The 21,279-nt window shown below is 70.1% G+C and carries 23 protein-coding genes; 6 read left to right on the forward strand and 17 right to left on the reverse strand.

Annotated elements, in window-relative coordinates:
* Positions 1 to 7: 7 nt before the first annotated feature.
* The gene (locus tag JUB13_RS18865; protein WP_207481688.1) at positions 8 to 1,531 is read right to left on the reverse strand and encodes an ABC transporter substrate-binding protein; all 1,524 of its coding nucleotides are present in this window, start codon (positions 1,529 to 1,531) and stop codon (positions 8 to 10) included.
* A 187-nt stretch (positions 1,532 to 1,718) separates the two neighbouring features.
* Here JUB13_RS18865 and JUB13_RS18870 point away from each other — a divergent pair, with 187 nt between their 5' ends.
* The gene (locus JUB13_RS18870; RefSeq protein ID WP_207481690.1) at positions 1,719 to 3,065 is read left to right on the forward strand and encodes a cation:proton antiporter; all 1,347 of its coding nucleotides are present in this window, start codon (positions 1,719 to 1,721) and stop codon (positions 3,063 to 3,065) included.
* On the opposite strand, the gene JUB13_RS18875 is transcribed toward JUB13_RS18870, so the two are convergent.
* The gene (locus JUB13_RS18875; RefSeq protein ID WP_207481691.1) at positions 3,020 to 3,571 is read right to left on the reverse strand and encodes a PAS domain-containing protein; all 552 of its coding nucleotides are present in this window, start codon (positions 3,569 to 3,571) and stop codon (positions 3,020 to 3,022) included. The two genes, JUB13_RS18870 and JUB13_RS18875, sit on opposite strands and share 46 nt — an antisense overlap.
* 81 nt (positions 3,572 to 3,652) lie before the next feature.
* Positions 3,653 to 4,333, reverse strand: coding sequence for a FadR/GntR family transcriptional regulator (locus JUB13_RS18880; protein WP_207481692.1), 681 nt, complete (start codon positions 4,331 to 4,333; stop codon positions 3,653 to 3,655).
* Between the two features lie 106 nt (positions 4,334 to 4,439).
* On the opposite strand from JUB13_RS18880, the gene JUB13_RS18885 reads away from it, so the two are divergent.
* From JUB13_RS18885 to JUB13_RS18895, 3 genes are all read left to right on the forward strand, one after another.
* A complete protein-coding gene (locus JUB13_RS18885) occupies positions 4,440 to 5,186 on the forward strand; it encodes a sulfite exporter TauE/SafE family protein (protein WP_328702966.1) in 747 nt (248 codons plus the stop codon).
* 82 nt (positions 5,187 to 5,268) lie between these two features.
* A complete protein-coding gene (locus tag JUB13_RS18890; protein WP_207481693.1) occupies positions 5,269 to 5,757 on the forward strand; it encodes an OsmC family protein in 489 nt (162 codons plus the stop codon).
* Between the two features lie 102 nt (positions 5,758 to 5,859).
* Positions 5,860 to 7,656 (forward strand): acyl-CoA dehydrogenase, encoded by a 1,797-nt coding sequence (locus tag JUB13_RS18895; protein WP_207481694.1) that lies wholly within the window; start codon positions 5,860 to 5,862, stop codon positions 7,654 to 7,656.
* A gap of 51 nt (positions 7,657 to 7,707) precedes the next feature.
* On the opposite strand, the gene JUB13_RS18900 is transcribed toward JUB13_RS18895, so the two are convergent.
* From JUB13_RS18900 to JUB13_RS18940, 9 genes are all read right to left on the reverse strand, one after another.
* Positions 7,708 to 7,905, reverse strand: a complete 198-nt coding sequence (locus JUB13_RS18900) for a hypothetical protein (protein WP_207481695.1) — start codon at positions 7,903 to 7,905, stop codon at positions 7,708 to 7,710.
* 52 nt (positions 7,906 to 7,957) lie between these two features.
* Positions 7,958 to 8,197 (reverse strand): hypothetical protein, encoded by a 240-nt coding sequence (locus tag JUB13_RS18905; RefSeq protein WP_236025058.1) that lies wholly within the window; start codon positions 8,195 to 8,197, stop codon positions 7,958 to 7,960.
* A gap of 190 nt (positions 8,198 to 8,387) precedes the next feature.
* Positions 8,388 to 8,882, reverse strand: a complete 495-nt coding sequence (locus tag JUB13_RS18910; RefSeq protein ID WP_207481696.1) for a hypothetical protein — start codon at positions 8,880 to 8,882, stop codon at positions 8,388 to 8,390.
* On the reverse strand, positions 8,882 to 9,256 hold the full coding sequence (locus JUB13_RS18915) for a DUF6152 family protein (RefSeq protein WP_236025059.1): 375 nt from the start codon (positions 9,254 to 9,256) through the stop codon (positions 8,882 to 8,884). Before JUB13_RS18915 ends, JUB13_RS18910 begins: the two co-directional genes overlap by 1 nt.
* 97 nt (positions 9,257 to 9,353) lie before the next feature.
* Positions 9,354 to 9,971, reverse strand: a complete 618-nt coding sequence (locus JUB13_RS18920; protein WP_236025060.1) for a histidine phosphatase family protein — start codon at positions 9,969 to 9,971, stop codon at positions 9,354 to 9,356.
* A 93-nt stretch (positions 9,972 to 10,064) separates the two neighbouring features.
* Positions 10,065 to 11,441, reverse strand: a complete 1,377-nt coding sequence (locus JUB13_RS18925; protein ID WP_328702967.1) for a sensor histidine kinase — start codon at positions 11,439 to 11,441, stop codon at positions 10,065 to 10,067.
* Positions 11,434 to 12,105 carry a response regulator transcription factor gene (locus tag JUB13_RS18930; RefSeq protein ID WP_207481700.1) on the reverse strand — a complete coding sequence of 224 codons (672 nt, stop codon included), beginning with the start codon at positions 12,103 to 12,105 and terminating at the stop codon, positions 11,434 to 11,436. Before JUB13_RS18930 ends, JUB13_RS18925 begins: the two co-directional genes overlap by 8 nt.
* Before the next feature lie 102 nt (positions 12,106 to 12,207).
* Entirely contained in the window at positions 12,208 to 12,399 is a 192-nt protein-coding gene (locus JUB13_RS18935; RefSeq protein ID WP_207481701.1) for a twin-arginine translocase TatA/TatE family subunit, read from the reverse strand.
* A 112-nt stretch (positions 12,400 to 12,511) separates the two neighbouring features.
* Positions 12,512 to 15,109, reverse strand: coding sequence for a PAS domain-containing protein (locus JUB13_RS18940; RefSeq protein WP_207481702.1), 2,598 nt, complete (start codon positions 15,107 to 15,109; stop codon positions 12,512 to 12,514).
* Between the two features lie 242 nt (positions 15,110 to 15,351).
* Here JUB13_RS18940 and JUB13_RS18945 point away from each other — a divergent pair, with 242 nt between their 5' ends.
* Positions 15,352 to 15,906, forward strand: a complete 555-nt coding sequence (locus JUB13_RS18945; protein ID WP_207481703.1) for an NADPH-dependent FMN reductase — start codon at positions 15,352 to 15,354, stop codon at positions 15,904 to 15,906.
* A gap of 42 nt (positions 15,907 to 15,948) precedes the next feature.
* Positions 15,949 to 16,776: a BKACE family enzyme gene (locus JUB13_RS18950; RefSeq protein WP_207481704.1), complete on the forward strand. Its 828-nt coding sequence runs from the start codon at positions 15,949 to 15,951 to the stop codon at positions 16,774 to 16,776.
* A 55-nt stretch (positions 16,777 to 16,831) separates the two neighbouring features.
* On the opposite strand, the gene JUB13_RS18955 is transcribed toward JUB13_RS18950, so the two are convergent.
* From JUB13_RS18955 to napE, 5 genes are read right to left on the reverse strand one after another with little or no spacing between them, the layout of a single operon-like run.
* Entirely contained in the window at positions 16,832 to 17,494 is a 663-nt protein-coding gene (locus JUB13_RS18955; protein WP_207481705.1) for a NapC/NirT family cytochrome c, read from the reverse strand.
* Positions 17,491 to 17,946, reverse strand: a complete 456-nt coding sequence (locus JUB13_RS18960) for a nitrate reductase cytochrome c-type subunit (protein WP_207481706.1) — start codon at positions 17,944 to 17,946, stop codon at positions 17,491 to 17,493. The genes JUB13_RS18955 and JUB13_RS18960 overlap by 4 nt, the downstream gene beginning before the upstream one ends.
* Positions 17,947 to 17,957: 11 nt before the next feature.
* Entirely contained in the window at positions 17,958 to 20,456 is a 2,499-nt protein-coding gene (napA, locus tag JUB13_RS18965) for a periplasmic nitrate reductase subunit alpha (protein WP_207481708.1), read from the reverse strand.
* Positions 20,453 to 20,746 (reverse strand): chaperone NapD, encoded by a 294-nt coding sequence (locus JUB13_RS18970; RefSeq protein ID WP_207481710.1) that lies wholly within the window; start codon positions 20,744 to 20,746, stop codon positions 20,453 to 20,455. Before JUB13_RS18970 ends, napA begins: the two co-directional genes overlap by 4 nt.
* A gap of 10 nt (positions 20,747 to 20,756) precedes the next feature.
* Positions 20,757 to 20,972: a periplasmic nitrate reductase, NapE protein gene (napE, locus tag JUB13_RS18975; RefSeq protein ID WP_207481712.1), complete on the reverse strand. Its 216-nt coding sequence runs from the start codon at positions 20,970 to 20,972 to the stop codon at positions 20,757 to 20,759.
* Between the last annotated feature and the right edge of the window lie 307 nt (positions 20,973 to 21,279).

Here is a 21,279-nt window from a genome sequence, read left to right on the forward strand (position 1 = left end):
ATTCTGCTCACGGGGCCCACCGCATTCCGGCGAGGCCGAAATCCCGCTCGAACGGATCCAGGCGGACGTTCAGCAACCGCCTGGAAACGGCGGCCGTCTGCTGGTACCAGGCGATGGGAATCACCGGAAGCTCGGCCTGCAGGATCGCGACGGCCTTCTCCCGCAGGGGCCGGGCCTGAGCATCGTCGGAGAGGGCGATAAGGTCCGAGATCGCCTTGTGGAAGTCCGGATCGGACCAGTTCATCGAGCCCCAGTCGCCGCCCCGGGGCGGATAGTCCTGCAGCACCGTCCCGATGGGATCCGGCACCAGCGCGAAGTTGCGCGCCGCCAACCCCATCTGCAGCGTGCCGTCCTGGTGCCTGGCCGGGATCTCGCTCGAGCTCGTGGAGTTGACCGCGACCTCGATGCCGACCTCGCGGAACTGCTCCTGAAGCACGGCGGCGACCAGGGGCAGCTCGGGCCGGTCCGGGTAGGTCACGAGCGTCAGGGAGAACCGCCGGCCGTCCTTGGCCAGGATGCCGTCGGCCCCCGCCGCCCAGCCCGCCTCGGCCAGCAGGGCCCTGGCCTTGCCCGCGTCATGGCCAAGCGGCGCGAGCCCGGGATGATGCCAGGCGGCGACGCTGGGCGGGAAGAGCTGGGTGGCGGCCGCCGGGAATCGCAGGATCGTAGCCGCGATCCCCTCGCGGTCGATGGCAAGGCTCAGCGCCTGGCGCACGCGCGGGTCGCGAAGGAGGTCATCCCCCGCATTCACCTTCAGCAGGATGGTCCGGGGGATCGGCACGGACTGGACGGAGAGCTTGGGGCTCCTGCCCAGCCGAATCCGGCTGGCGGGATCCAGGTTGAAGACGAAGTCGGCATCGCCGCTCTCGGCCATGAGGGCACGGGTCTCGCTGCGGCCGACCGCGAGATAGGCCGCGGCGCGGATCGCAGGCCGCTCACCCCAGTAACCGTCGAAGCGCTCGACCTCCAGCCGCTGCGGGGCCTGCAGCGAAGCGACCCGGTAGGGTCCCGTCCCGAGGACGCGCTGGACCCGCCCGCCGGCGTCGTACGACGCCGGCGCCAGGATCACCGTCGTGTACTGCGCAAGGAATGCCGGAAGCGGCGAGAACGGCTCGGACAGCCGGACGAGGACACCGTCCCCGTCGGCCGCGATTTCCGTGATCGGCGCCCTGCCGAGGATGCCCGGCTTGCCCATGGCATGGCGGAGCGCGCCGACCGCGGCCTCAGCGGTCAGGGGCGAGCCGTCGTGGAAGGTGACGCCCTGCCGGAGCCTGAAGCGCCAGACCCTCGCATCGGCCGACAGGGTCCAATCCGAGGCCAGGGCGGGCGCCGGCCGCCCATCGAGATCCGTGCCGACGAGCGTCTCGGCTACGTTCATCCTCAGGAAGAGGTCACCCGTGATGGACGGGTCGACGTCGACGATCTCGAACGGGGCGACGATGTCGACGACCTCGTCCCCGGCGGCCGCGGCGGCAGGCGAAAGGGTCGACGGGAGATACAGGACCAGGGCTGCCAGTGCGGCACGGAGCATGACGGGGCTTCCTTACGCTGACGCGATTACAAGAAATGTTATATCATACGGTTTTCGGGGATCAATGCGCCAGCCGCCGGATGCGCCGCTAGCATCTTACCCCGCGGCGGCCGAGCTCGCGGAAGCGCGGCAACGGCCGGGCCGCAGGGCTGTTCACAGCAGACACGCCCGTAGCCCGTCGGGGCCAATGGATTCCTACATTCTCGTTCTCGTCTCGGCCGGCCTGCTGATCCTGCTCGTGGCCTGGCTTCCGATGCTGCTCCGCGAGATGCCGCTGTCCCTTCCGATCGTCTGCGTGGCGATCGGCTGGCTGGTCTTCACCTATGTGCTGCCCGCGGATTCCCCGCATCCCCTGCGCTACCCGGAGCTGACCGAGCGGATGACGGAGATGCTGGTCATCGTGGCGCTGATGGGCTGCGGCCTGAAGCTCGACCGTCCGTTCGCATGGAAATCCTGGCGCGCCACATGGCGACTGCTGGGCATCGTGATGCCGCTCTGCATCGCCGGGGTGGTGCTGCTGGGCTGGGGCTTCATGGGGCTGTCGCTGGGCGCCGCGATCCTGCTCGGCGCGGCGCTCGCGCCCACGGATCCGGTCCTGGCATCCGACGTCCAGGTCGGCCCGCCGCTTTCAGGGGAGGAGGACGAGGTTCGGTTCAGCCTGACCTCGGAGGCCGGGCTGAACGATGGGTTGGCGTTTCCCTTCACCAACCTGGCCCTGGCGGTCGCCCTGCACACAGGGGTGGCAATGCCGGCCGACCGCACAATAGAGGGCACCGGCGACACGTGGGGCTGGATCTGGCACTGGATCGCGTTGGACGTGGCATGGAAGCTGGCTGCCGGCCTTGCCGTCGGCTGGCTTGTGGGGCGCGCGCTCGGATACCTGACGTTCCGGCTGCCGAACCGGGCGAAGCTGTCGCGCACCGGCGACGGCTTCCTGGCGCTCGCCATGACCTTCATCTCCTATGGCGTGACGGAACTGGTCCACGGCTACGGCTTCCTGGCCGTGTTCATGACCGCGCTCGCGTTCCGGGAGGCGGAGCGCGGTCACAGCTATCACGAACGGCTGCACGACTTTGCGGAGCAGATCGAGCGCCTCTTCATGATGGTCGTCCTGCTGCTTTTCGGCGGGGCGATCGCCCACGGGCTGATGGCCCCGCTGACCTGGGAGGCGGCGGCGGTCGGGCTCGTCTTCCTCTTCTTCGTGCGCCCGGCGGCGACTCTCCTGGCCTTCAGGGGGCTCGGCTGGCACCGGGCCGAGACGCTGGTAGTGGGCTTCTTCGGGATCCGGGGCGTCGGATCCATCTACTATCTCGCCTATGCGCTGAACGAGGCGAATTGGGCTGCGGAGGCCACGACGCTGTGGGCAGTCGCGAGTTTCATCATGCTGACTTCGATCATCCTGCACGGCACGACCGTCACGCCCATCATGCGGCTGCTGGACCAGCGTAATCGGGATCGCGACGAACGCCGCGTCACGGGTCCGCCAGCTCAGGCGCCCAGCCCGCCCGGCGTCAGGAGCATCTCGGGGTCGTAGGCCACCGTCGTGCCCTCGTGCTCGTAGTCCTGGATCGTCGGGCGCCGCCGGCTCTCCTGTGCCCGGAAATCCAGGTAGAAGCAGACCAGGACCCTGCAGACCCCTCCGGCAGCGTCGGTGACCGGAAGGAAAATCTTGTCGATCGCCGCGGGAGTGCGGCTGAAGTCCGAGGTTCTGTAGCGGAACGCCATGGGGCGCGCGCCATGCACGCAATCGTCGAACTGCCGCAGGACGACCGGCCGCGTGGGCTCCTTCACGACCTCGTGCAGCATGCGGCCCGTGTGATCCGCGCCGTCGTACTCGACCACCCTGGTCCCCACCAGGCGAAGACGGTAGAGGCCGGGCCCCTCGACGCCGACCACCAGGAGGTTGGGCATCCAGGACTTGAACTCCTCGGGATGGAAGCTTGACCACGGCGGCAGCCACCGGTCGCCGCGCCGAGATTTCCAGAAGGCGTAGAGGGCGGCGAGCTTGGCACGGGAGGTGTCGCTGTCTTGCTGGAGCATCGTCGATCGCGCAGGCATGGGCCCGAGGGCCGGGGCACCCATACTGCCGACCCGAAGCGCTGGGGACAAACACGCCGGCGCTCAGCCCAGCATGGCGCGGCGAATCACCTCGAGATGGGCGGCCATCGCTGCTCGGGCACCATCGGGATCGCGGGCGGAGATCGCGTCGACCACGGCCTCGTGCTGGTCGCTGTGCTCGCCGCGGAACTCGTCCTCGCCGATGCGGCGATACGTGCTGCCCCAGGCACGCTGCCAGGCCGCGCGGCTGCGTGCGCCGGCGAGGAATCCCATGAAGCCGACCAGCACGGGATTCCCGCTGGCCCGTCCCACGGCGGCATGGAAGGCGGCATCGGCCTGCTCGCAGGCCTGGGTGTCGCGGGCGACGCGCCCCGCGCGCACCCGGGCGTAAAGGAACGCAACCTGCTCGGCATCGGCGGCGCAGGCCGCGGCCGCAGCGATCTGCGGCTCGATCAGCAGCCGCGCCGCGATCAGGTCATGGGGCGATGCAGCCTCCACCGTCAGGGGACTGCGCAAGGACGCCGCTGGTGGCGGACGCCCGAGGAACGTCCCCTGCCCGACATGGCGCCACAGCAGCCCCTCGGCCTCGAGATCCGCGAGACAGGCGCGCAACGTCGCGCGGCTGCACCCGATCTGCGGCGCAAGAAGACGCTCGGGCGGCAGGCGCCCGGGGGGCTCCGTGCCGGCCGCGGCGAGATGGCGGCGCAGGCGTTCCAGCGCTTGCGCCCGGGGCATGCGGGACATGGGTCGTGCTCCTGTCGCGGCGCGGGACCGGACCAATTTGCAGACCAATGGGCGGCGCGTCTACAGCTTGGTCCACCAACAATGTGCCTAGGGAGCCCGGGGGAAATTGCTGTCGATCCTGTTGCTGGCCGTCGCGGCCTTCATGGCGGGCGCCCTGAACGCCCTGGCGGGTGGCGGAACCTTCCTGACCTTCCCGGCTCTGGTCTTCCTGGGAGTACCGCCGATCGCCGCCAATGCGACGAGCACGGTCTCGGTTCTGCCGGGCTATGTCAGCAGCGCCTATGCCTTCCGCCGCGACGTGGGACCGGTCCAGGGCGTCGGCCTGCCGGGGCTGATGGCCGCCTCGCTGGCCGGCGGCGTGGCCGGCGCGCTGCTGCTGCTGGTGACGCCGGCGGCGGTGTTCAGCGGGATCGTGCCGTGGCTGCTGCTGGTGGCGACGGTGCTCTTCGCATTCGGCCCGCGCATGACCCGCTGGCTGCGCAGCAGGGGCGGAAGGCCCGCGGGAAAGGTGGCCGTACTTGCGACGGTGACGGCCGTGTCGGTCTATGGGGGCTATTTCAATGGAGGGCTCGGAATCCTGCTGCTGGCGGCGTTCAGCCTGCTCGGCCTGACCGACCTGAACCGCATGAACGGGCTGAAGGTCGTGCTCTCGGCCGTGCTCGCCGTGATCTCCGCCGCGACCTTCGCGGTGGCGGGCATCGTTGCCTGGCAGGAAGCCGCGATCATGGCTATCGCCGCGACGCTGGGGGGCTACTGGGGCGCGCGGGCGGCGCGGCGCATTCCGCCGGACGCGCTGCGCATGGGGATCGTCGCGGTCGGGCTCGCCATGTCGGTGCTGTTTTTCGCGAAGTGACGCCGCCACGCGTCCCGCGGTGACGGACCTGCGGCGCCGTTCTATGGTCCGCAGCGCGGACACCGAAAGCGGAGGAAGAAGCATGGCAGGCCGGGAACATCGCTACACCGTCGCCGTGACATGGACGGGGAACACGGGGTCCGGAACGGCGGGCTATAAGGCTTACGAGCGCGCGCACGAGATCGCCGTGCCCGACGCCAGCCCGACGAAGCCCGTGATCCCGGGCTCCTCCGACCCAGCCTTCCGCGGCGACCCGGCGCGCTGGAACCCGGAGGAGCTGCTGGTCGCCTCGGTATCGGCCTGCCACAAGCTCTGGTACCTGCACCTGTGCGCCGCCGCGGGGATCGTGGTCACCTCCTATGCCGACCGGGCCGAGGGTGTAATGGTCGAGACGGCGGATGGCGGCGGGCATTTCGCGCGCATCGTCCTGCGGCCCGAGATCACCATCCTGCCGGGTGGCGACGCGGCCAAGGCCGAGGCCCTGCACGCCACGGCCCATGCCAGGTGCTTCATCGCGAACTCGCTGAACTTCCCGGTGCTGACCGAGCCGACGATCCGCACGGGCGAATGAGCCCCCAAGCAGGACAGGGTTCGGCTTACTTGACCTTTACGTAAACGGAAATTAGCCTTTCACCAAGTATAAGGCCGCAGGCCATAAGGAGCGGAGGATCCCATGACGCCCTATGCCGCCCCCATCCGGGAGATCAGCTTCGTGCTCGACCACGTGGCGGGCTTCGGCCGGGTGGCGGAGCTTCCGCCCTATGCGGCGGCGACCCCGGACCTGGTCGCCGCCGTCCTGGACGAGGGCGGAAAGCTGGCGCGCGACGTCTTCGCGCCGCTGAACACCGTGGGCGACCGGGCTCCGCCGCGCCTCGAGAACGGGGTCGTCCGCATGCCGGAAGGCTTCGTCGAGGCCTATGGCCGCTTCGTCGAGGGCGGCTGGAACGCAGTCCAGTTCGACCCCGAATACGGCGGCCAGGGCCTGCCCTCGACCCTCGCCATGGTGCTGCACGAGATGTGGCAGGCATCGAACCTGTCCTTCTCGCTGTGCCCCTTGCTGACCCAGGGCGCGATCGAGGCGCTGGCGGCCCATGGCAGCGACGCGGTCAAGGCGACGTACCTGCCCCGCATGGTCTCCGGCGAGTGGACCGGCACCATGAACCTGACCGAGCCCCAGGCGGGATCGGACCTCAGCCAGGTGCGCGCCCGGGCCGAGCCCGCGGGCGACGGCACCTACAGGATCACCGGGCAGAAGATCTTCATCACCTTCGGCGAGCACGACCTGACGGAGAACATCGTCCATCTGGTTCTCGCCCGCCTGCCGGACGCGCCCGCGGGCACCCGCGGCATCTCGCTCTTCGTGGTGCCGAAATACCTCGTCAACCCCGACGGATCGCTTGGGCCGCGCAACGATCTCCGCTGCGCCGGCCTCGAGCACAAGCTCGGCATCCATGCGAGCCCGACCTGCGTGATGGTGTACGGCGACGGGGGCGGCGCGGTGGGAACGCTGGTGGGCGAGCCCAACCGCGGCCTCGAATACATGTTCACCATGATGAACAATGCCCGGCTCGGCGTGGGGCTCCAGGGCGTGGCGATCGCCGAGCGCGCCTACCAGCAGGCCCGGGACTACGCCCGCACCCGGATCCAGAGCAAGGACGTCGCCGATCCTCGCGGCGCCGCGGTCCCGATCCTGCGCCACCCCGACGTGCGCCGCATGCTGCTGTCCATGCGCGCGCGGACCGAGGCGTGCCGGGCCCTCGCCTACTACGCCTTCGTCCATCTGGACCTCGCCAAGGCCCTGGAGGACCCGCAGGCGCGCGCCCTGGTGCAGGCGCGGGTCGACCTGCTGACGCCAGTCGTGAAGGCCTGGTGCACGGATACGGGGGTCGAGGTCGCCTCGACCGGCGTGCAGATCCATGGCGGCGTGGGCTTCGTCGAGGAGGCGGGCGCCGCCCAGCACTACCGCGACGCCCGCATCGCGCCGATCTACGAGGGGACCAACGGCATCCAGGCCAACGACCTGGTCTTCCGCAAGCTCGCGCGCGATGGTGGCGCGGCAGCCGGGGCGCTCATCGCCGAGATGCGCGAGACCGTGGATGCACTGAAGGAGCGACCGGGCGACGACCTGGAGACGATCGCCCGCGCGCTGGCGGCGGGCATCGACACGCTGGAGACGGCGACCCGGCGCCTGGCCCCCATGGGCCGGACGGAGCCCGCGGCGGCGGCGGCCGGCGCCGCGCCCTACCTGCGCCTGTTCGGCATCGTGGCCGGCGGGTGGCTGCTGGCGCGCGGTGCCCTGGCCGCCCAGGACGGGCTGCGCCGTCCTGATGCCGACCATGGATTCCTGGATGCCAAGCTGGTGACGGCGCGCTTCTTTGCCGAGCAGGTCCTCGTGGAGGCGCCGGGGCTGCTGGCGCCGGTGACCGAGGGCTACCGCACCATCCTGGCCTTTCCCGAGGACGCGTTCTAGGTCCCGGCCGGTCCTCCGGGCCCGGGGGAGACCCCGGCGGAGGCGCGGCGCTCAGCCGTAGCCGCCGCCGGTCGCCTCGCCCTCGGCGATGTCCCGCGGGTCCGCCCCGCCTTCAGGAGGCGGGCCCGAAGGGACCTGCGCATCCGGGCCGTCCCGTCCCTCGGCAGGCGTCACCGCCTTGTCCCGGGCCGGGCCCTCGATCTTCTCGCCGCCGGTCCCGCCGGCGCTGCTGGAGCCGTCCTCGGCCATGATGTCCCTCCGTTCGTCGAAAGGACAACCGCGCGGCTCCGCAGCGGTTCCCCTACTTCTTCTTGCCGTTGCCCGGCGTCGTCAGGGCGCCGATCGCGGCGCCGCCGGCACCGCCCACCAGCGCGCCTGTGACCAGGCTGCCGCCGGTGACAACCCCAAGGGCGGCGCCGCCCGCGGCGCCGATGGCGCCGCCGCTGAGAGCGCGCTGCTCCATGCGGTTGAGGTTGTCGCAGGCCGCCGTGCCGAGAAGCGCCAGCGCGAGCATACCGGCCGCGAAGATCCGGTTGGTCATGGTCCGTTCGTTCCCTTGTCGTTGCTTTGGGCGTCGCATCGCCATCAGCGACTAGAACGCACGGACCCTGCGAATGTGTGTAGCTTTTTTGCGATAAAGCGGTACGGCTACCCCTTTCGGAGCCGCGACCAACCCCCATGCCGGCATCCCGGGCGCGCCGGCGCGGCCCGGCAGGCTGCCGGAAAGACCCTCAGAAATAGGCGATCAGGCGCCCGGCCGTGGCTGTGCCGGTCCAGGCCAGGAGCGAGACCGCCGCCGCGACGCGTGCAGCCGCGGGAACGCCCGCGCCCCAGCCTGCGATGCCGCGCAGGGCACCGGCATGAAGGATCGCGACGTTAACGAGCCCCAACGCGATCAGGCCGAGCTTATAGGGAAAGACCGGGTTCTCCGCGACCGCCCTGGCGTCGGCGGTGAACATCAGGAAGCCCGTCGGCAGCGCCACCGCGATGCCGCAGGCCGCCAGGGGTGGCAGCAGGCCGGCCAGCGGGGCGACTGGAACCCTGGAGCCCAGGCCGAGCAGCCGCAGATCGAAGGCGAGGATCGCCCCGATCACGACCCCCGCGGCTAGCACGTGCAGGATGTTGGCCGCGGGATAGAGCCAGAGCGACTGGCGCATCGCCTCGCCGATCCCGGACTGCTCGAGCGCGAGGAGCCAAGCGGGCGCGGCGCCTCCGTGCCCATCCATCAGCGCAGCTCGACGGTCCGCCCGTCCACGATGATCCGCTCGGCGCGCAGCTCGGCAGGATCGGAGCGGCTGACATAGCCCTCCGCCCGGACGACCTTGCCCGGGGCCAGCGCGCCATCGGGCAGCCCACGCGTCGTCATGCGCGAGGGTGGCGCCAGCACCAGCAGCCAGGTCTGCCCCTCGGCCGGCATGCGCGCCGACGCGTGCGGGTTCTGGAAGGCCACCTCCTCCAGCGTTCCTTCCAGGACGACGAGGCGGCTGCTGTCATAGCCGCCCCAGCCATGATGCGCCCAGGCAGGCGCGGCCAGGGCCCAAAGGGGCGCGAGGACGGCGGCAGCGTAGAGGAACGGGCGCTCGGATCGGATTCTCGGCATGGGATCGGGCCTCCTTCCGGGGATCGCGACGCGTGACGGAACCGAAAGGACATGGCCCCGCCTCAAAGTGCCCGCAAGGGCAAGGCCGGCCGGAAGCCTATTCTGCGGCGGCCGGGACCAGCCTGCCGGCGACCACGGGGTCTCCGTCCTTGGGAACCCGAAGCACCACCAGCTCGCCAGAGGTCGGATATATTCCGGTGACCGCGGTGATGTTGACCTGATGGCTGAGTAGGATCGCGCCGCCCTTGCCAGCGAGACTCCGCATCAGCGCGATGGTGCCGGCGCGCCGCTCGTCCTGCGTGCTGCGGCTGCCGAAGCCGGAGTCCAGCACGGGCGCATGCTCGACGGCCCCATAGCCCAGCAGCGCGCCGGTCTCGGCGGCGCGGCACCGTGCGCTGCTGAGGACCCGGGCCTGCGCGAGTCCGAGGCTGCGCAGCCTTTCCCCGGCCTCGCGCGCCTGACGCCTTCCGTCCTCCGAGAGGTTCCGCTGGGTCGCGCAGTCGTTGGGATCGAAGCCCGGCGGGTCGCCCGTCCCGGGCGCCAGGGCATGGCGCATCAAGGCCACGTGGCCGGGCTGCCCCAGGAGGCGCACGAGCGCCGCTGGGTCGTCCGAGGCCTCGGCTGCGGATGGCTCGCCCGCAGCCCCGGCCGTCACCGCCGCCAGCGCCATCACAGCGCCGGCGAATGACCGCAAGATCCAAGCGCGCCCGGTCATGCTCCCGTCCTCCTGCGCAAGCCCGATGGCATGAAGATCGGCGGCCCCGCCACCCCGGCAATCTCACCCTGAAGGCTAGGCCGCGTCCGGGCGTCAGGCCCGAAGCGACGGAAAGCGCAGGGCAATGCGCAGGCCGGGATCGTTGTCGTCCATCACGAGCCGGGCGCGGTGCAGGCGGGCCACGGCGTCCACCAGGCTGAGGCCCAGGCCGTTGCCCGGGGTGCTGCGGCTGCCCTCGAGCCGGACGAAGCGCTCGAGCACGCGGGCGCGCTCGGCCCCCGGAATGCCGGGCCCGCTGTCACAGACGCCGAGCTCGGGCTCGCCGGCCTCCGACAGCCCGACCTCGACCGCGATGCGGCCGCCGGCCGGCGTGTACTTCACGGCGTTGTCGATCAGGTTCACCGCGGCCTGGGCCAGGAGCTGCTCGTGCCCTTCGATCCGGATCTCGGGCCGCAGCGCGGCGCTGATGACGATCCCCTTCTCCTCGGCCAGCGGCTCGTAGAGGTCGATGGCGCTGCGCGCGATCTCGGCCAGCGCGACCGGCGCGAAGGCCGCGTGCCGGTAGCCCGCCTCGGCCTCGGCGATGCTCAGCAGGGCCTGGAAGGTACCGAGCAGCCGGTCGGCCTCGGCCAGGGCGTCCTGCATGGCCGCCCGCGCGGATTCCAGGTCCTCGGACCCGATCAGGGCGAGCTCCAGCCGCGCGCGCAGGCGGGTCAGCGGGGTGCGCAGATCGTGGGCGATGCCGTCGCTGACATGGCGCATGCCGGTCATCAGCCGCTCGATCTGGTCCAGCATGCCATTCAGGTTTCCGGCCAGCCGCGTCAGCTCGTCGTCACCCCCCTCGGCGGGGATGCGGCGGTGCAGCTCGCCCGTCATGATCTGGCGCGTCGTGCGGTTGATCGCCTCGATCCGGTGCATGAAGTTCCGGCTGATCACCACCGCTCCCGCGACTCCCAGGCCCAGGGTCAGGCCGAGAGCCCAGACGAGGGCATCGATGACGCGGTCCAGGAACCGGTCGCGCTCGCCCATGTCGCGGCCAACCAGCAGGCGCGCGCCGTCCGGCAGGGCGACCGCCGCCGCCCGGGCTGACTGGACCGCGGTCTCCGCCTCTGGGTTGGCCACGTCGAAGGAGACCCAGTCGTCGAGCGCCTTGGCGGCGCGGGGCCACGCCGCCAGGTTGCCGGCCAGGATGGCGCCCCGGCCATCGGCCAGCAGGTAGACGCTGCGGGTGCGCGGCGCCGCCGCGCGTTCCTGGATCACCTGGCCGAGGCCCTGAAGCCCGCGCTCGGCGTAGTGCTCGCGCAGCCCGTCCAGCTCCACCGCGATCGTCTCGTCGGCCTGGTTCTGCAGCAGGGTCGCTGTCATGCCGTAGACCACGACCAGGATCGTCGCCACCGAGACCAGGAACAGGGTCAGATAGACCAGCGCGACGCGGAAGGTCGTCGTGCGGAACAGGCGAGCGTCAAGCACGGAGGCAGTATCCGACGCCACGTACCGTGTGGATCACGGCCGTCGGGAAGTCGCGGTCGATCTTCTGGCGCAGCCGTGCGATGTGGACGTCGATCACGTTTGTCTGGGGGTCGAAGTGATAGTCCCAGACGTTCTCCAGCAGCATGGTGCGGGTGACCGCGCTGCCGGCATGGCGCATGAGGTATTCGAGCAGGCGGTATTCGCGGGGCAGCAGGTCGATGGGCCGTCCGGCGCGCCGGACGGTGCGGGTCAGCAGGTCCATCTCCAGCTCGCCGACCTCGAGTCGCGTCGCGACGGCGGGCGCGGTGCCGCGCCGCCCCAGCACCTCGATGCGCGCGAGCAGCTCGGCGAAGGCATAGGGCTTCGTCAGGTAGTCGTCGCCACCGGCCCGGAGCCCCTTCACCCGATCGTCCACGCTGCCGAGCGCGCTCAGGATCAGGGCCGGAGTCCCGTTTCCGGCCGCGCGCAGCGCTCCGATCAGGGACAAGCCGTCGCGCTCCGGCAGCATGCGGTCGACCACCAGCACGTCGAAGGGTTCGGCCGAGGCGCAGGCCAGCCCGTCGCGCCCATTGTCGGCATGCACGACCGTATGCCCGCTCTCGGTCAGGCCCGTGACCAGATAGGCCGCCGCCTGGGCGTCATCCTCGACGAGCAGGATCCTCATGGCTCGCGATCAGGACACGTGATCAGGGGGCACGTGGTCAGGAACGCGCGCGTCGGGAGCCGGCAGCCTTGCGCCGGCGGTCCCGCAGCGCCGCGTCGTCCGTCAGGCCTTCTCGGCAGTTGCCGGCGGCGGCTCGATGGACGCGGGCTTCTCGTCCTCCTCGCGCATGCCGCGCTTGAAGGCCTTCACGCCGCGGGCCACGTCGCCCAGCGCCTGCGGCAGCCGCCCCGCACCGAAGAGCAGGACGACGACGAGCAGGACGACCAACCAGTGCATCAAGCTGAAAGAACCCATGACCAACGCCCTTGGAAGCTGCTGTGATTCCCGGAGGATCATGGCAGGGTCCGCGCCATGGCGCCCGTGAAATCCGCGTCATGTGCACTGCGCCGGGACAGCGCGCCGGCCGTCAGTCGGCCCGGGCATCCGCGGCCGGCGCGGGCTGCAGCTCCCGCTCGATCGCATCCTGCAGGGCTTCGATCCGGAACGGCTTGGGGATGATCCTGAACTCGCCGCCGACGGCGATCCCCTCGCTGTAGCCCGTGGCTAGCAGCACGCGGATCCCGGGCCGGATCCGCCGCGCCGTCCGGGCAAGCTCGACGCCGTTCATCCCGCCGGGCATCACGATGTCCGACAGCAGAAGGTCGATCCGGCCCGTGCCGGAGAGCAACGCCAGCGCTTCCTTCGGCCCCGGAGCCTGGCTGACCTCGTAGCCGAGATCGGCCAGCCCCTCCGCCAGCATGGCGGCTACGGCCGGGTCGTCCTCGACCAGCAGGATCCGTGCGCCGGATGCGACCTGCTCTGGCCTTTCGACCGCCTCGGCCGCGACGGGCTGCCCGCCCGAGCGCGGCAGCATCAGAAGAACGTCCGTTCCGTCGCCCGGCCGCGAAGCGATCCGGATCTGCCCCCCGGACTGCCGCACGAAGCCGTAGACCTGGCTGAGCCCAAGCCCGGAGCCGCGGCCGACGTCCTTGGTGGTGAAGAAAGGTTCGAAGGCGCGCGCCAGGACCTCGGGCGGCATGCCTTCGCCGCTGTCCGAGACGGAGATGCGCACGAAGTGGCCCGCGGGCTCGACTCCCGCGAACTCCGTCCGGATCTCGGAGCCCGTGACGTTGCGAGCCCGGATCCGAAGCTCGCCGCCGCGCGGCATGGCGTCGCGCGCATTGACGGCCAGGTTGAGGATCGCGAGCTCGAACTGCGTCGCGTCGATGTCCACGGGCCAGAGCCCTTCCTCGGCATCGATCTCCAGCCTGATGTCCTCACGCAGGGCACGGGCCAGCAGGTCCGACATGCCGAGGATGCGCTTGCGCAGGTCCACGGCCTCGGGCCTGAGATCCTGCCGCCGGGCGAAGGCGAGAAGCTGCTGCGTCAGCTTCGCGCCGCGCTCCACCGTCTGCAGCCCCGTCTCGACGAGCGGCTCCAGCGCCGGCTCGGAGGATTTGCGCCGCACCAGCCGCAGGCAGCCCGACAGGGCCTGGAGCAGGTTGTTGAAGTCGTGCGCGATGCCGCCCGTCAGACGTCCCACGGCCTCGAGCTTCTGCGCTTCGCGCAGGCGGCTCTCCAGCCTTTCGCGTTCGGTTGCGTCGCGGATGAAGGCGATGCCGCCGACCACCGTCCCCGAGTTGTCGCGCAAGGGGAAATGCTGCATCTCGATGCTGCCCTGCCGCCCGGTCTCCGCCGGGTAGGGCATGCCGGGGATCTCGCGCGATTCTCCGGCCAGGGCGGCGCGCATCGCCGCCTCAAGCGCGGTGCCGCGGGCCGAGGGGAACAGGGCGAAGAAGCTGCGGCCGACCACCGCCTCCTGCGGCAGGCCGATCATGCGCTCGGCGGCGGGGCTCCAGGTCGTGACGCGGAAGGATGGATCGTAGCCGAGGATCCCGTCCGGGCTGCTGGCGACGAGCAGGTCCGAGAAGTCGCGCTCGCGCTGGAGCAGCCGCCGCTCGTTCGCCCGCAGCGCCTCGTCGCGACGTCGCACGGCATCGGCCATCTCGTTGAAGGCGTGGGCGAGATGGTCGATCTCGCCCCCGAGGCCGCTCGTCGGGACGCGAGCGGCCAGATCGCCGTCACGCCACCGCCGGGTGGTCGCCAGCAGCCCGTTCACGGGGCGTCGGATGAAGGCGTAGCCGCCCACGAGCGCCGCCGCGAGCGCCACGGCCGATCCGAAGGCGACCAGCAGCAGGCCGCTGCGGCTGGCCGCATCTATGGCGGAGAAGGCGGCGCGCGTGGACAGGCCTGCGCTGACGTAGAGGCCGGACCCATTGCGCGCCGGCGGCACGTAGCCGAGCAGGCGGGATGTCCCGTCCTGGCTCTGGACCTCCACAGTTCCCGGCTCCGCCGCCTCCAGGAGATGGAGATAGGCATCTGGGATCCGTGTGCCGATGAAGCGTTCCGGCATGGGATTGCGCGCGATGATCGTGCCCGCGCGGTCCGCGACGGTGATCGATCCTCCGTCGGGGATCGAGCGTCCCGCCAGCCTTTCGCTGAGCCAGCCGAGGTCGAGCGCCGCGAAGACCAGCCGCGGCCTCCCCTGCCCGCCCTGAACCGGCAGCGCCATGGGGAGGCTGTGGCGTCCGCTCGCGGCCCCGCGGGTGAGCAGCCCCACCGTGAAAGTGTCCCGCTGCAGCGCCTCGCGCAGATAGGCCCGCGACTCGAGATCCACCTTCAGGTGACGCGCCTGGGAATAGCAGGTCACGTTCCCGTCTGCGTCGACCACGCCGATACGGGTGTATTCCGGGAAACGCCGCTCGATCGCGGCCACATGGGCGGTGCATTCCTCCGCATTCCCCTGGACGACGGCCGGCGATGCCGCGATGGAGCCCAAAAGCAGGCGCGTGGAGTGGACGACGGTGTCGATCTCGGCAGCCGCGTCCGCGGCGAACTGCGCGGTGTTGCGGTGGACCTCGGCTTCCAGGTCCTTGCGCAGCTTCAGCACGTTGTAGGCCTGGATCGCGACGGCGGGCGCGATGGCGATGCAGACCAGGACCAGGAGCCGCGAAATCAGGTTCATTCAGGTCGATCCGCACGAGGACGGGAGAAACATAGCATTCCATCGAAGATGGGGCAGCTTTCCCTGGCGCGCCGTCACGGACGCGTTCCCGTTGACGGACACCTGTTCCGGCCCTCCGGATCCCACGCCGGATCCTATGGTGCCACGCGCTGTTGGGACCGTTGGGAATCGCGACGAACGGCCGCCGCCGGGAAGACGCGAGGGCACGGTGCGGGACCGATGACGATGGAGACAGGAACGCGATGAAGGTGATCGGCATATCCGGCAGCCTCAGGAAGGGGTCCTTCAACACGGCCGCGTTGCGCGCTGCCCGGGACCTTGCCCCAGAGGGGATGAGCATCGACATCGCCGAGATCGGCGACCTGCCGCTCTACAACGATGATCTGCGCGCCGAGGGCTATCCGCCGCCGGTCGAGCGTCTGCGCGGCCAGATCGCCGGCGCCGACGCGATCCTGTTCGTGACGCCGGAATACAACTACTCGATCACGGGCGTTCTCAAGAACGCGATCGACTGGGCCTCGCGCCCGCCGAACCAGCCCTTCGAAGGAAAGCCGGTCGCGATCATGGGCGCGAGCGGCGGCATATTCGGCACCGCCCGCGCCCAGTACCACCTGCGCCAGATGCTGGTCTATCTGAACGCCTTTCCGGTCAACAAGCCGGAGGTCATGATCGGCCAGGCGCAATCCAAGTTCGACGTGGACCTGAACCTCGCGGACGAGACGACCCGGGAGTTCGTCCGGCAGCTCCTGGTCTCGCTGGCGGACTGGACACGCCGTCTGCAGGCCGGGAGGGCGTGACGCCGAGGTGGGCGCCCTCCATTCAGCAAGGGAGCAACAGCCATGAGACCGGTCGTCGTCACAGTCGCGATCACGGGGTCGGTTCCGCGCAAGAAGGACAATCCCGCCCTCCCGGTCACGCCGTCCGAGCAGGTCGAATCCACCCACGAGGCCTACGAGGCCGGCGCCTCGCTGGTCCACATCCACGTCCGGAACCCGGACGAGAGCCCTTCCTCCTCGCCTGAGCTGTTCGCCCAGGTGCAGGAGGGTGTGCGCAGACACTGCCCCGGCATGATCGTCCAGTTCTCCACCGGCGGGCGCGGCCGCGACCAGGCGGCGCGCGGCAGCGCGCTGTATCTGAAGCCCGACATGGCCTCGCTCTCGACGGGATCGGTGAACTTCCCGACGATCGTCTACGAGAACGCGCCCGCGCTGGTGACGGATCTCGCCTCCAAGATGAAGGAGAACGGGATCGCCCCGGAGATCGAGATCTTCGATCTCTCGCATATTCACGGCGCCAAAAGGCTCGTCGAGGCCGGCCTGATGAGCGAGCGGCCCCATGTGCAGTTCGTGATGGGTGTGAAGAATGCCATGCCGGCCGAGGAGCGCCTGCTGGACATCCTGCTGGACGAGCTCCGGCGCGTGCTGCCCAAGGCGACCTGGACCGCCGCGGGCATCGGCCGCCACCAGAACGAGGTGATGCGCTGGGTGCTGGAGCGCGGCGGCGACGGCGTGCGCACCGGGCTCGAGGACAATATCCGCATCACCAAGGAGCGGCTGGCGCGCAGCAACGCCGAGCTGGTCCAGGTGGCGGCCGAGCTCTGCGCTGCCCACGGCGCCCGCCCGGCCACCCCGGCCGAGGCGCGCGGGATGCTTGGGCTCCGGGCCTGACGGCCGGCCGCGGAGGAGCAGGCGCCGTCCTCCGGTTCTCTCCCCCGCACCTTCGTCAGTGCGGGGCGGCTGCGCCTGCGCCGTCGGGCCGGGCAGCCGATTGAGGAGGCTTGTTCCAGGCCGGCACGTCCTTCATGTCGGGCAGTCGGTGCGCGATGCCCTTGTGGCAGTCGATGCAGGTGTTCTGCCCGGTGAAGAGGAAGGTCTGGTGCGCAGCCGCTGCGCGCGCACCCTGCTTCGTGATGTCCATGGATTCGACGGAGTGGCAGTTGCGGCACTCCAGCGAGTTGTTCGCCTTCATGCGGGCCCACTCGTTGCTGGCGAGCGTCAGCCTGTGCGCCGCGAACTTCTCCGGCGTGTCGATGGTGCCGAAGATCTTGCCCCAGACCTCCTTGGAAGCCTGCATCTTGCGCGCGATCTTGTCGGTCCAGTTGTGGGGAACGTGGCAGTCCGGACAGGTCGCCCGGACGCCCGACCGGTTCGTGAAGTGAATGGTGCTTTGCAGCTCGGCGTAGACGTTCTCCCTCATCTCGTGGCAGCCGATGCAGAAGGCTTCGCGGTTGGTCGCCTCCAGCGCCGTGTTGAAGCCGCCCCACCAGATCACGCCCGCGAGAAAGCCGCCGAGCGTCAGGAAGCCGATCCCCAGATGCGCCGAGGGCCGCTTGAAGGTGGTCCAGCCGGCGCGCAGCCAGCGGAGCGGCGTCGCGAGAACGGTCATTTCCGCTGTTCCGTCGGCTGGGCGTTGCGAATGGTCCGGTCGACGTCCTGGAACAGGTTGTCGATGCGCGGCCGCGCGTCGGACTGGGGCACGTGACACTGGGTGCAGAAGTAGCGCCGCGGCGACACCGCGCCGAGGGTCTGCCCCTCGCGGTCCTGGAAATGGGTGATCGAGATCATCGGCGCCTGACTGGCTTCGGTGTTCTCGCGCCCATGGCAGGTCAGGCACTTGTTGGCGTTCAGGTCCAGCTGGTAGTCGCGGATCGCATGGGGGATCACCGGCGGCTGGTCCGGGTAGTTCCGCGAGCGCCGCTTGTCGTCGGTGGTCTCCTTGGCGATCGGGGCGGCGGGCTGGACCTCGGGAACGGGAGCGCCGGTATAGGCCGGGCGGTCGGCGGCCATCGCCAGGCAGGGCAGCGCCGCGGCAAGGGCCAGGAGGAGGATTCTGCGCATTCTGGAACGCCTCAGACCGGGATGATCTTCACGGCGCACTTCTTGAAGTCCGCCTGCTTGCTGACGGGGCAGGTCGCGTCGAGCGTGACCTTGTTGATCAGGACGTCGGCGTCGAACCAGGGGACGTAGACGAGGCCGCGCGGCGGCTTGTTGCGTCCGCGGGTCTCGACCCGCACCCGGACCTCGCCACGGCGCGAGGCGACCCGCACCTCGGAACCGCGGCGCAGTCCGAGCGCCTTCGCGTCGTCGGGATGCATGAAGCACAGGGCCTGGGGCATCGACTTGTAGAGCTCGGGCACGCGCATGGTCATGGAGCCCGAGTGCCAGTGCTCGAGCACGCGGCCGGTGCTGAGCCAGAACGGGTACTCGGCATCCGGGCTCTCGGCCGGCGGCTCGTACGGCAGCGCGAAGATCCGGGCCTTGCCGTCCTTGTGTCCGTAGAAACGGACACCCTCGCCCGCCGGAACGTAGGGGTCGTGGCCCTCGCGGAAGCGCCACTTCGTCTCCTTGCCGTCCACCACGGGCCAGCGCAGGCCGCGCACGCGGTGGTAGGTATCGTAAGGCGCGAGGTCATGGCCGTGCCCGCGCCCGAACGCGGCGTACTCCTCGAACAAGCCTTTCTGCAGGTAGAAGCCGAAGGCCTTCGCCTCTGCATTGGCGTAGGCCGCGTCGCACTCGGCCACCGGGAAACGGTCGACCACCCCGTTGGCGAAGAGCACGTCGTAGAGCGTCTTGCCCCGGTGCTGGGGCGCCTTGGCCAGCAGATCCTCGGGCCAGACGTCCTCGATCTTGAATCGCTTGGAGAACTCGACGAGCTGCCAGAGATCCGAGCGCGCCTCGCCGGGGGCGTCGACGAGCTGGTGCCAGGCCTGGGTCCGGCGCTCCGCATTGCCGTACACGCCCTCCTTCTCGACCCACATGGCGGCCGGAAGGATCAGGTCCGCCGCCATGGTGGTGACGGTCGGGTAGGCGTCGGAAACGACGATGAAATTCTCGGGGTTGCGATAGCCGGGATAGGTTTCCTGGGCCACGTTCGGCGCGGCCTGGAGGTTGTTGTTCACCTGGATCCAGTAGGCGTTGATCTTGCCGTCCCGGAGGTCGCGGTCCTGCTTGACCGCCCAGGACCCCGGCTTGTCGGGGATGGTGCCCGGCGGGAGCTGCCAGATGTGCTCGGCATGGGCACGGTGCTCCGGGTTGGTGACCACCATGTCGGCGGGCAGCCGGTGCGAGAAGGTGCCGACCTCGCGCGCGGTGCCGCAGGCGCTGGGCTGGCCGGTCAGCGAGAACGGGCTGTTGCCGGGCTCGCTGATCTTCCCGGTCAGGAGGTGGATGTTGTAGACGAGGTTGTTGGCCCAGGTGCCGCGGACGTGCTGGTTGAAGCCCATCGTCCAGAAGGACATCACCTTGGTCTTGGGGTCGGCATAGAGCTCGGCCAGCGCCTGCAGCCGGCTCGCGGGAACGCCGCTGAGCTCGGACACCTTCTCCAGCGTGTAGGGCTCGACGAAGCGGGCGAACTCCTCGAAGGAGATCGGCTCCGCGTCGCCCGCCTTGGCGACGCCCTTGGCGGCCTTCTCCAGGGCGTGCTCGGGCCGCAGGCCATAGCCGATGTCGTCCTGTCCCTTCACGAAGGTGGTGTGCCGCGCGACGAAGTCCTTGTGGACGCGCCCCGTCCGGATGATGTGGTTGGCGATGTAGTTCAGGATCGCGAGATCGGTGCCCGGCCGGAACGTCATGCCGATATCGGCGAGATCGAAGCTGCGGTGCTCGAAGGTCGAGAGCACGGCGACCTTCACGTGCGGCGCCGAGAGGCGGCGGTCGGTCACCCGGGTCCACAGGATCGGGTGCATCTCGGCCATGTTCGAGCCCCAGAGCACGAAGGCGTCGGCATGCTCCATGTCGTCGTAGCAGCCCATCGGCTCGTCGATGCCGAAGGTGCGCATGAACCCGGCGACCGCCGAGGCCATGCAGTGCCGGGCGTTGGGGTCGATGTTGTTGGACCGGAAGCCGGCCTTGAACAGCTTGCTCGCGGCGTAGCCCTCGAACACCGTCCACTGGCCGGACCCGAACATGCCGACTCCCGTCGGTCCCTTCTTGCGCAGGGCATCCTTGAACTTTCCGGCCATCACGTCGAAGGCCTCGTCCCAGGATACCGGCGTGAACTCGCCATCCTTGTCGTAGACGCCGTTCTTCTTGCGCAGCAGCGGCGTCGTCAGGCGGTCCTGCCCGTACATGATCTTGGACAGGAAGTAGCCCTTCACGCAGTTCAGGCCGCGGTTCACCTCGGCCTGCTGGTCGCCATGGGTCGCTACGACCCGCCCGTCCTTCACGCCGACCATCACGCTGCAGCCGGTGCCGCAGAAGCGACAGGGCGCCTTGGACCAGGTGAGCCGCGCGGCGTCGCCGGTCGGCAGCGGCGTGGCCGAGGCCGGGAGCGTCAGACCTGCGGCGAGCGCCGCCGTGGCGGCCGCCTGGGCCTTGAGATAGTCGCGGCGGCTGAGGGGAAGGTTCATGGGATCGGATCCTCGAGGGAGTCGAGCGGTTCGGCGTGGTGGTAGACGAGCAGGGCGGAGACAACGCCCGGCAGGACGGTGATCGCGTCCATGGCCTGGGCGACTTCCTGCTCGCTCCCGGCCTCCAGGGTGACGACGATGCGCCCGTCCTCGGCGGCGTGGACCTCCGCGCCGCACACTCCTGCGATCGCGCGGCAGGCCGCGTCCATGGAGCCCGGCGCGGCGCGTGCGACGAGGCTCGCCACGTGCAGCTCGGCGGCCCGGCCTTCGGTCCGGGGAAGCGTCCTCATGCTCCGGCCCTCACAGGCCCGGGCCGGGAGGTCCGGCCCAGAGCTGGTACATCCAGACCATGAAGCCGTAGCCGCCGACGACGGCGACCGAGGCGACCGGCACCAGGACGAAGGCCAGCACCGCGAAGATCGCGAGCTCGCGGCGGCGCGTCGGCCCCGACGGGAGGGCCGATCCGGCCGTTCCGATGGGAATCGCGGGTGGGGCGGAGAGGCTGGGACGGCTCATGTTCGGAATTGCTGAAAATTTCGGCCAAGGCAGGAATGACAGGCGAAGGGAGAGCCGACCAGTCCGGGAAACCCCCTATATGGACTAGTTCTTTAGATTGGACCTGGCCTGCGCCGACCCTCCCTGCCGTGGCGGATGCAGCGCCGGTAGGGATTATCCCTGACTGGCCAAGCTCCGCGCAGCGTGCCTATGACGTCCCCACCTGGATCAGAGCCCGTGCCCGCCATGCATCGATTTGCGAATCCCGCCCGTTTTCAGCGCCTGTCGGCGGTCGTTCTGCCGGTTGCGGCGGGGGCTGCGGTGGTGC

This window comes from Arenibaculum pallidiluteum (genome assembly GCF_017355985.1).
Classification (GTDB): Bacteria; Pseudomonadota; Alphaproteobacteria; order Azospirillales; family Azospirillaceae; genus Arenibaculum; species Arenibaculum pallidiluteum.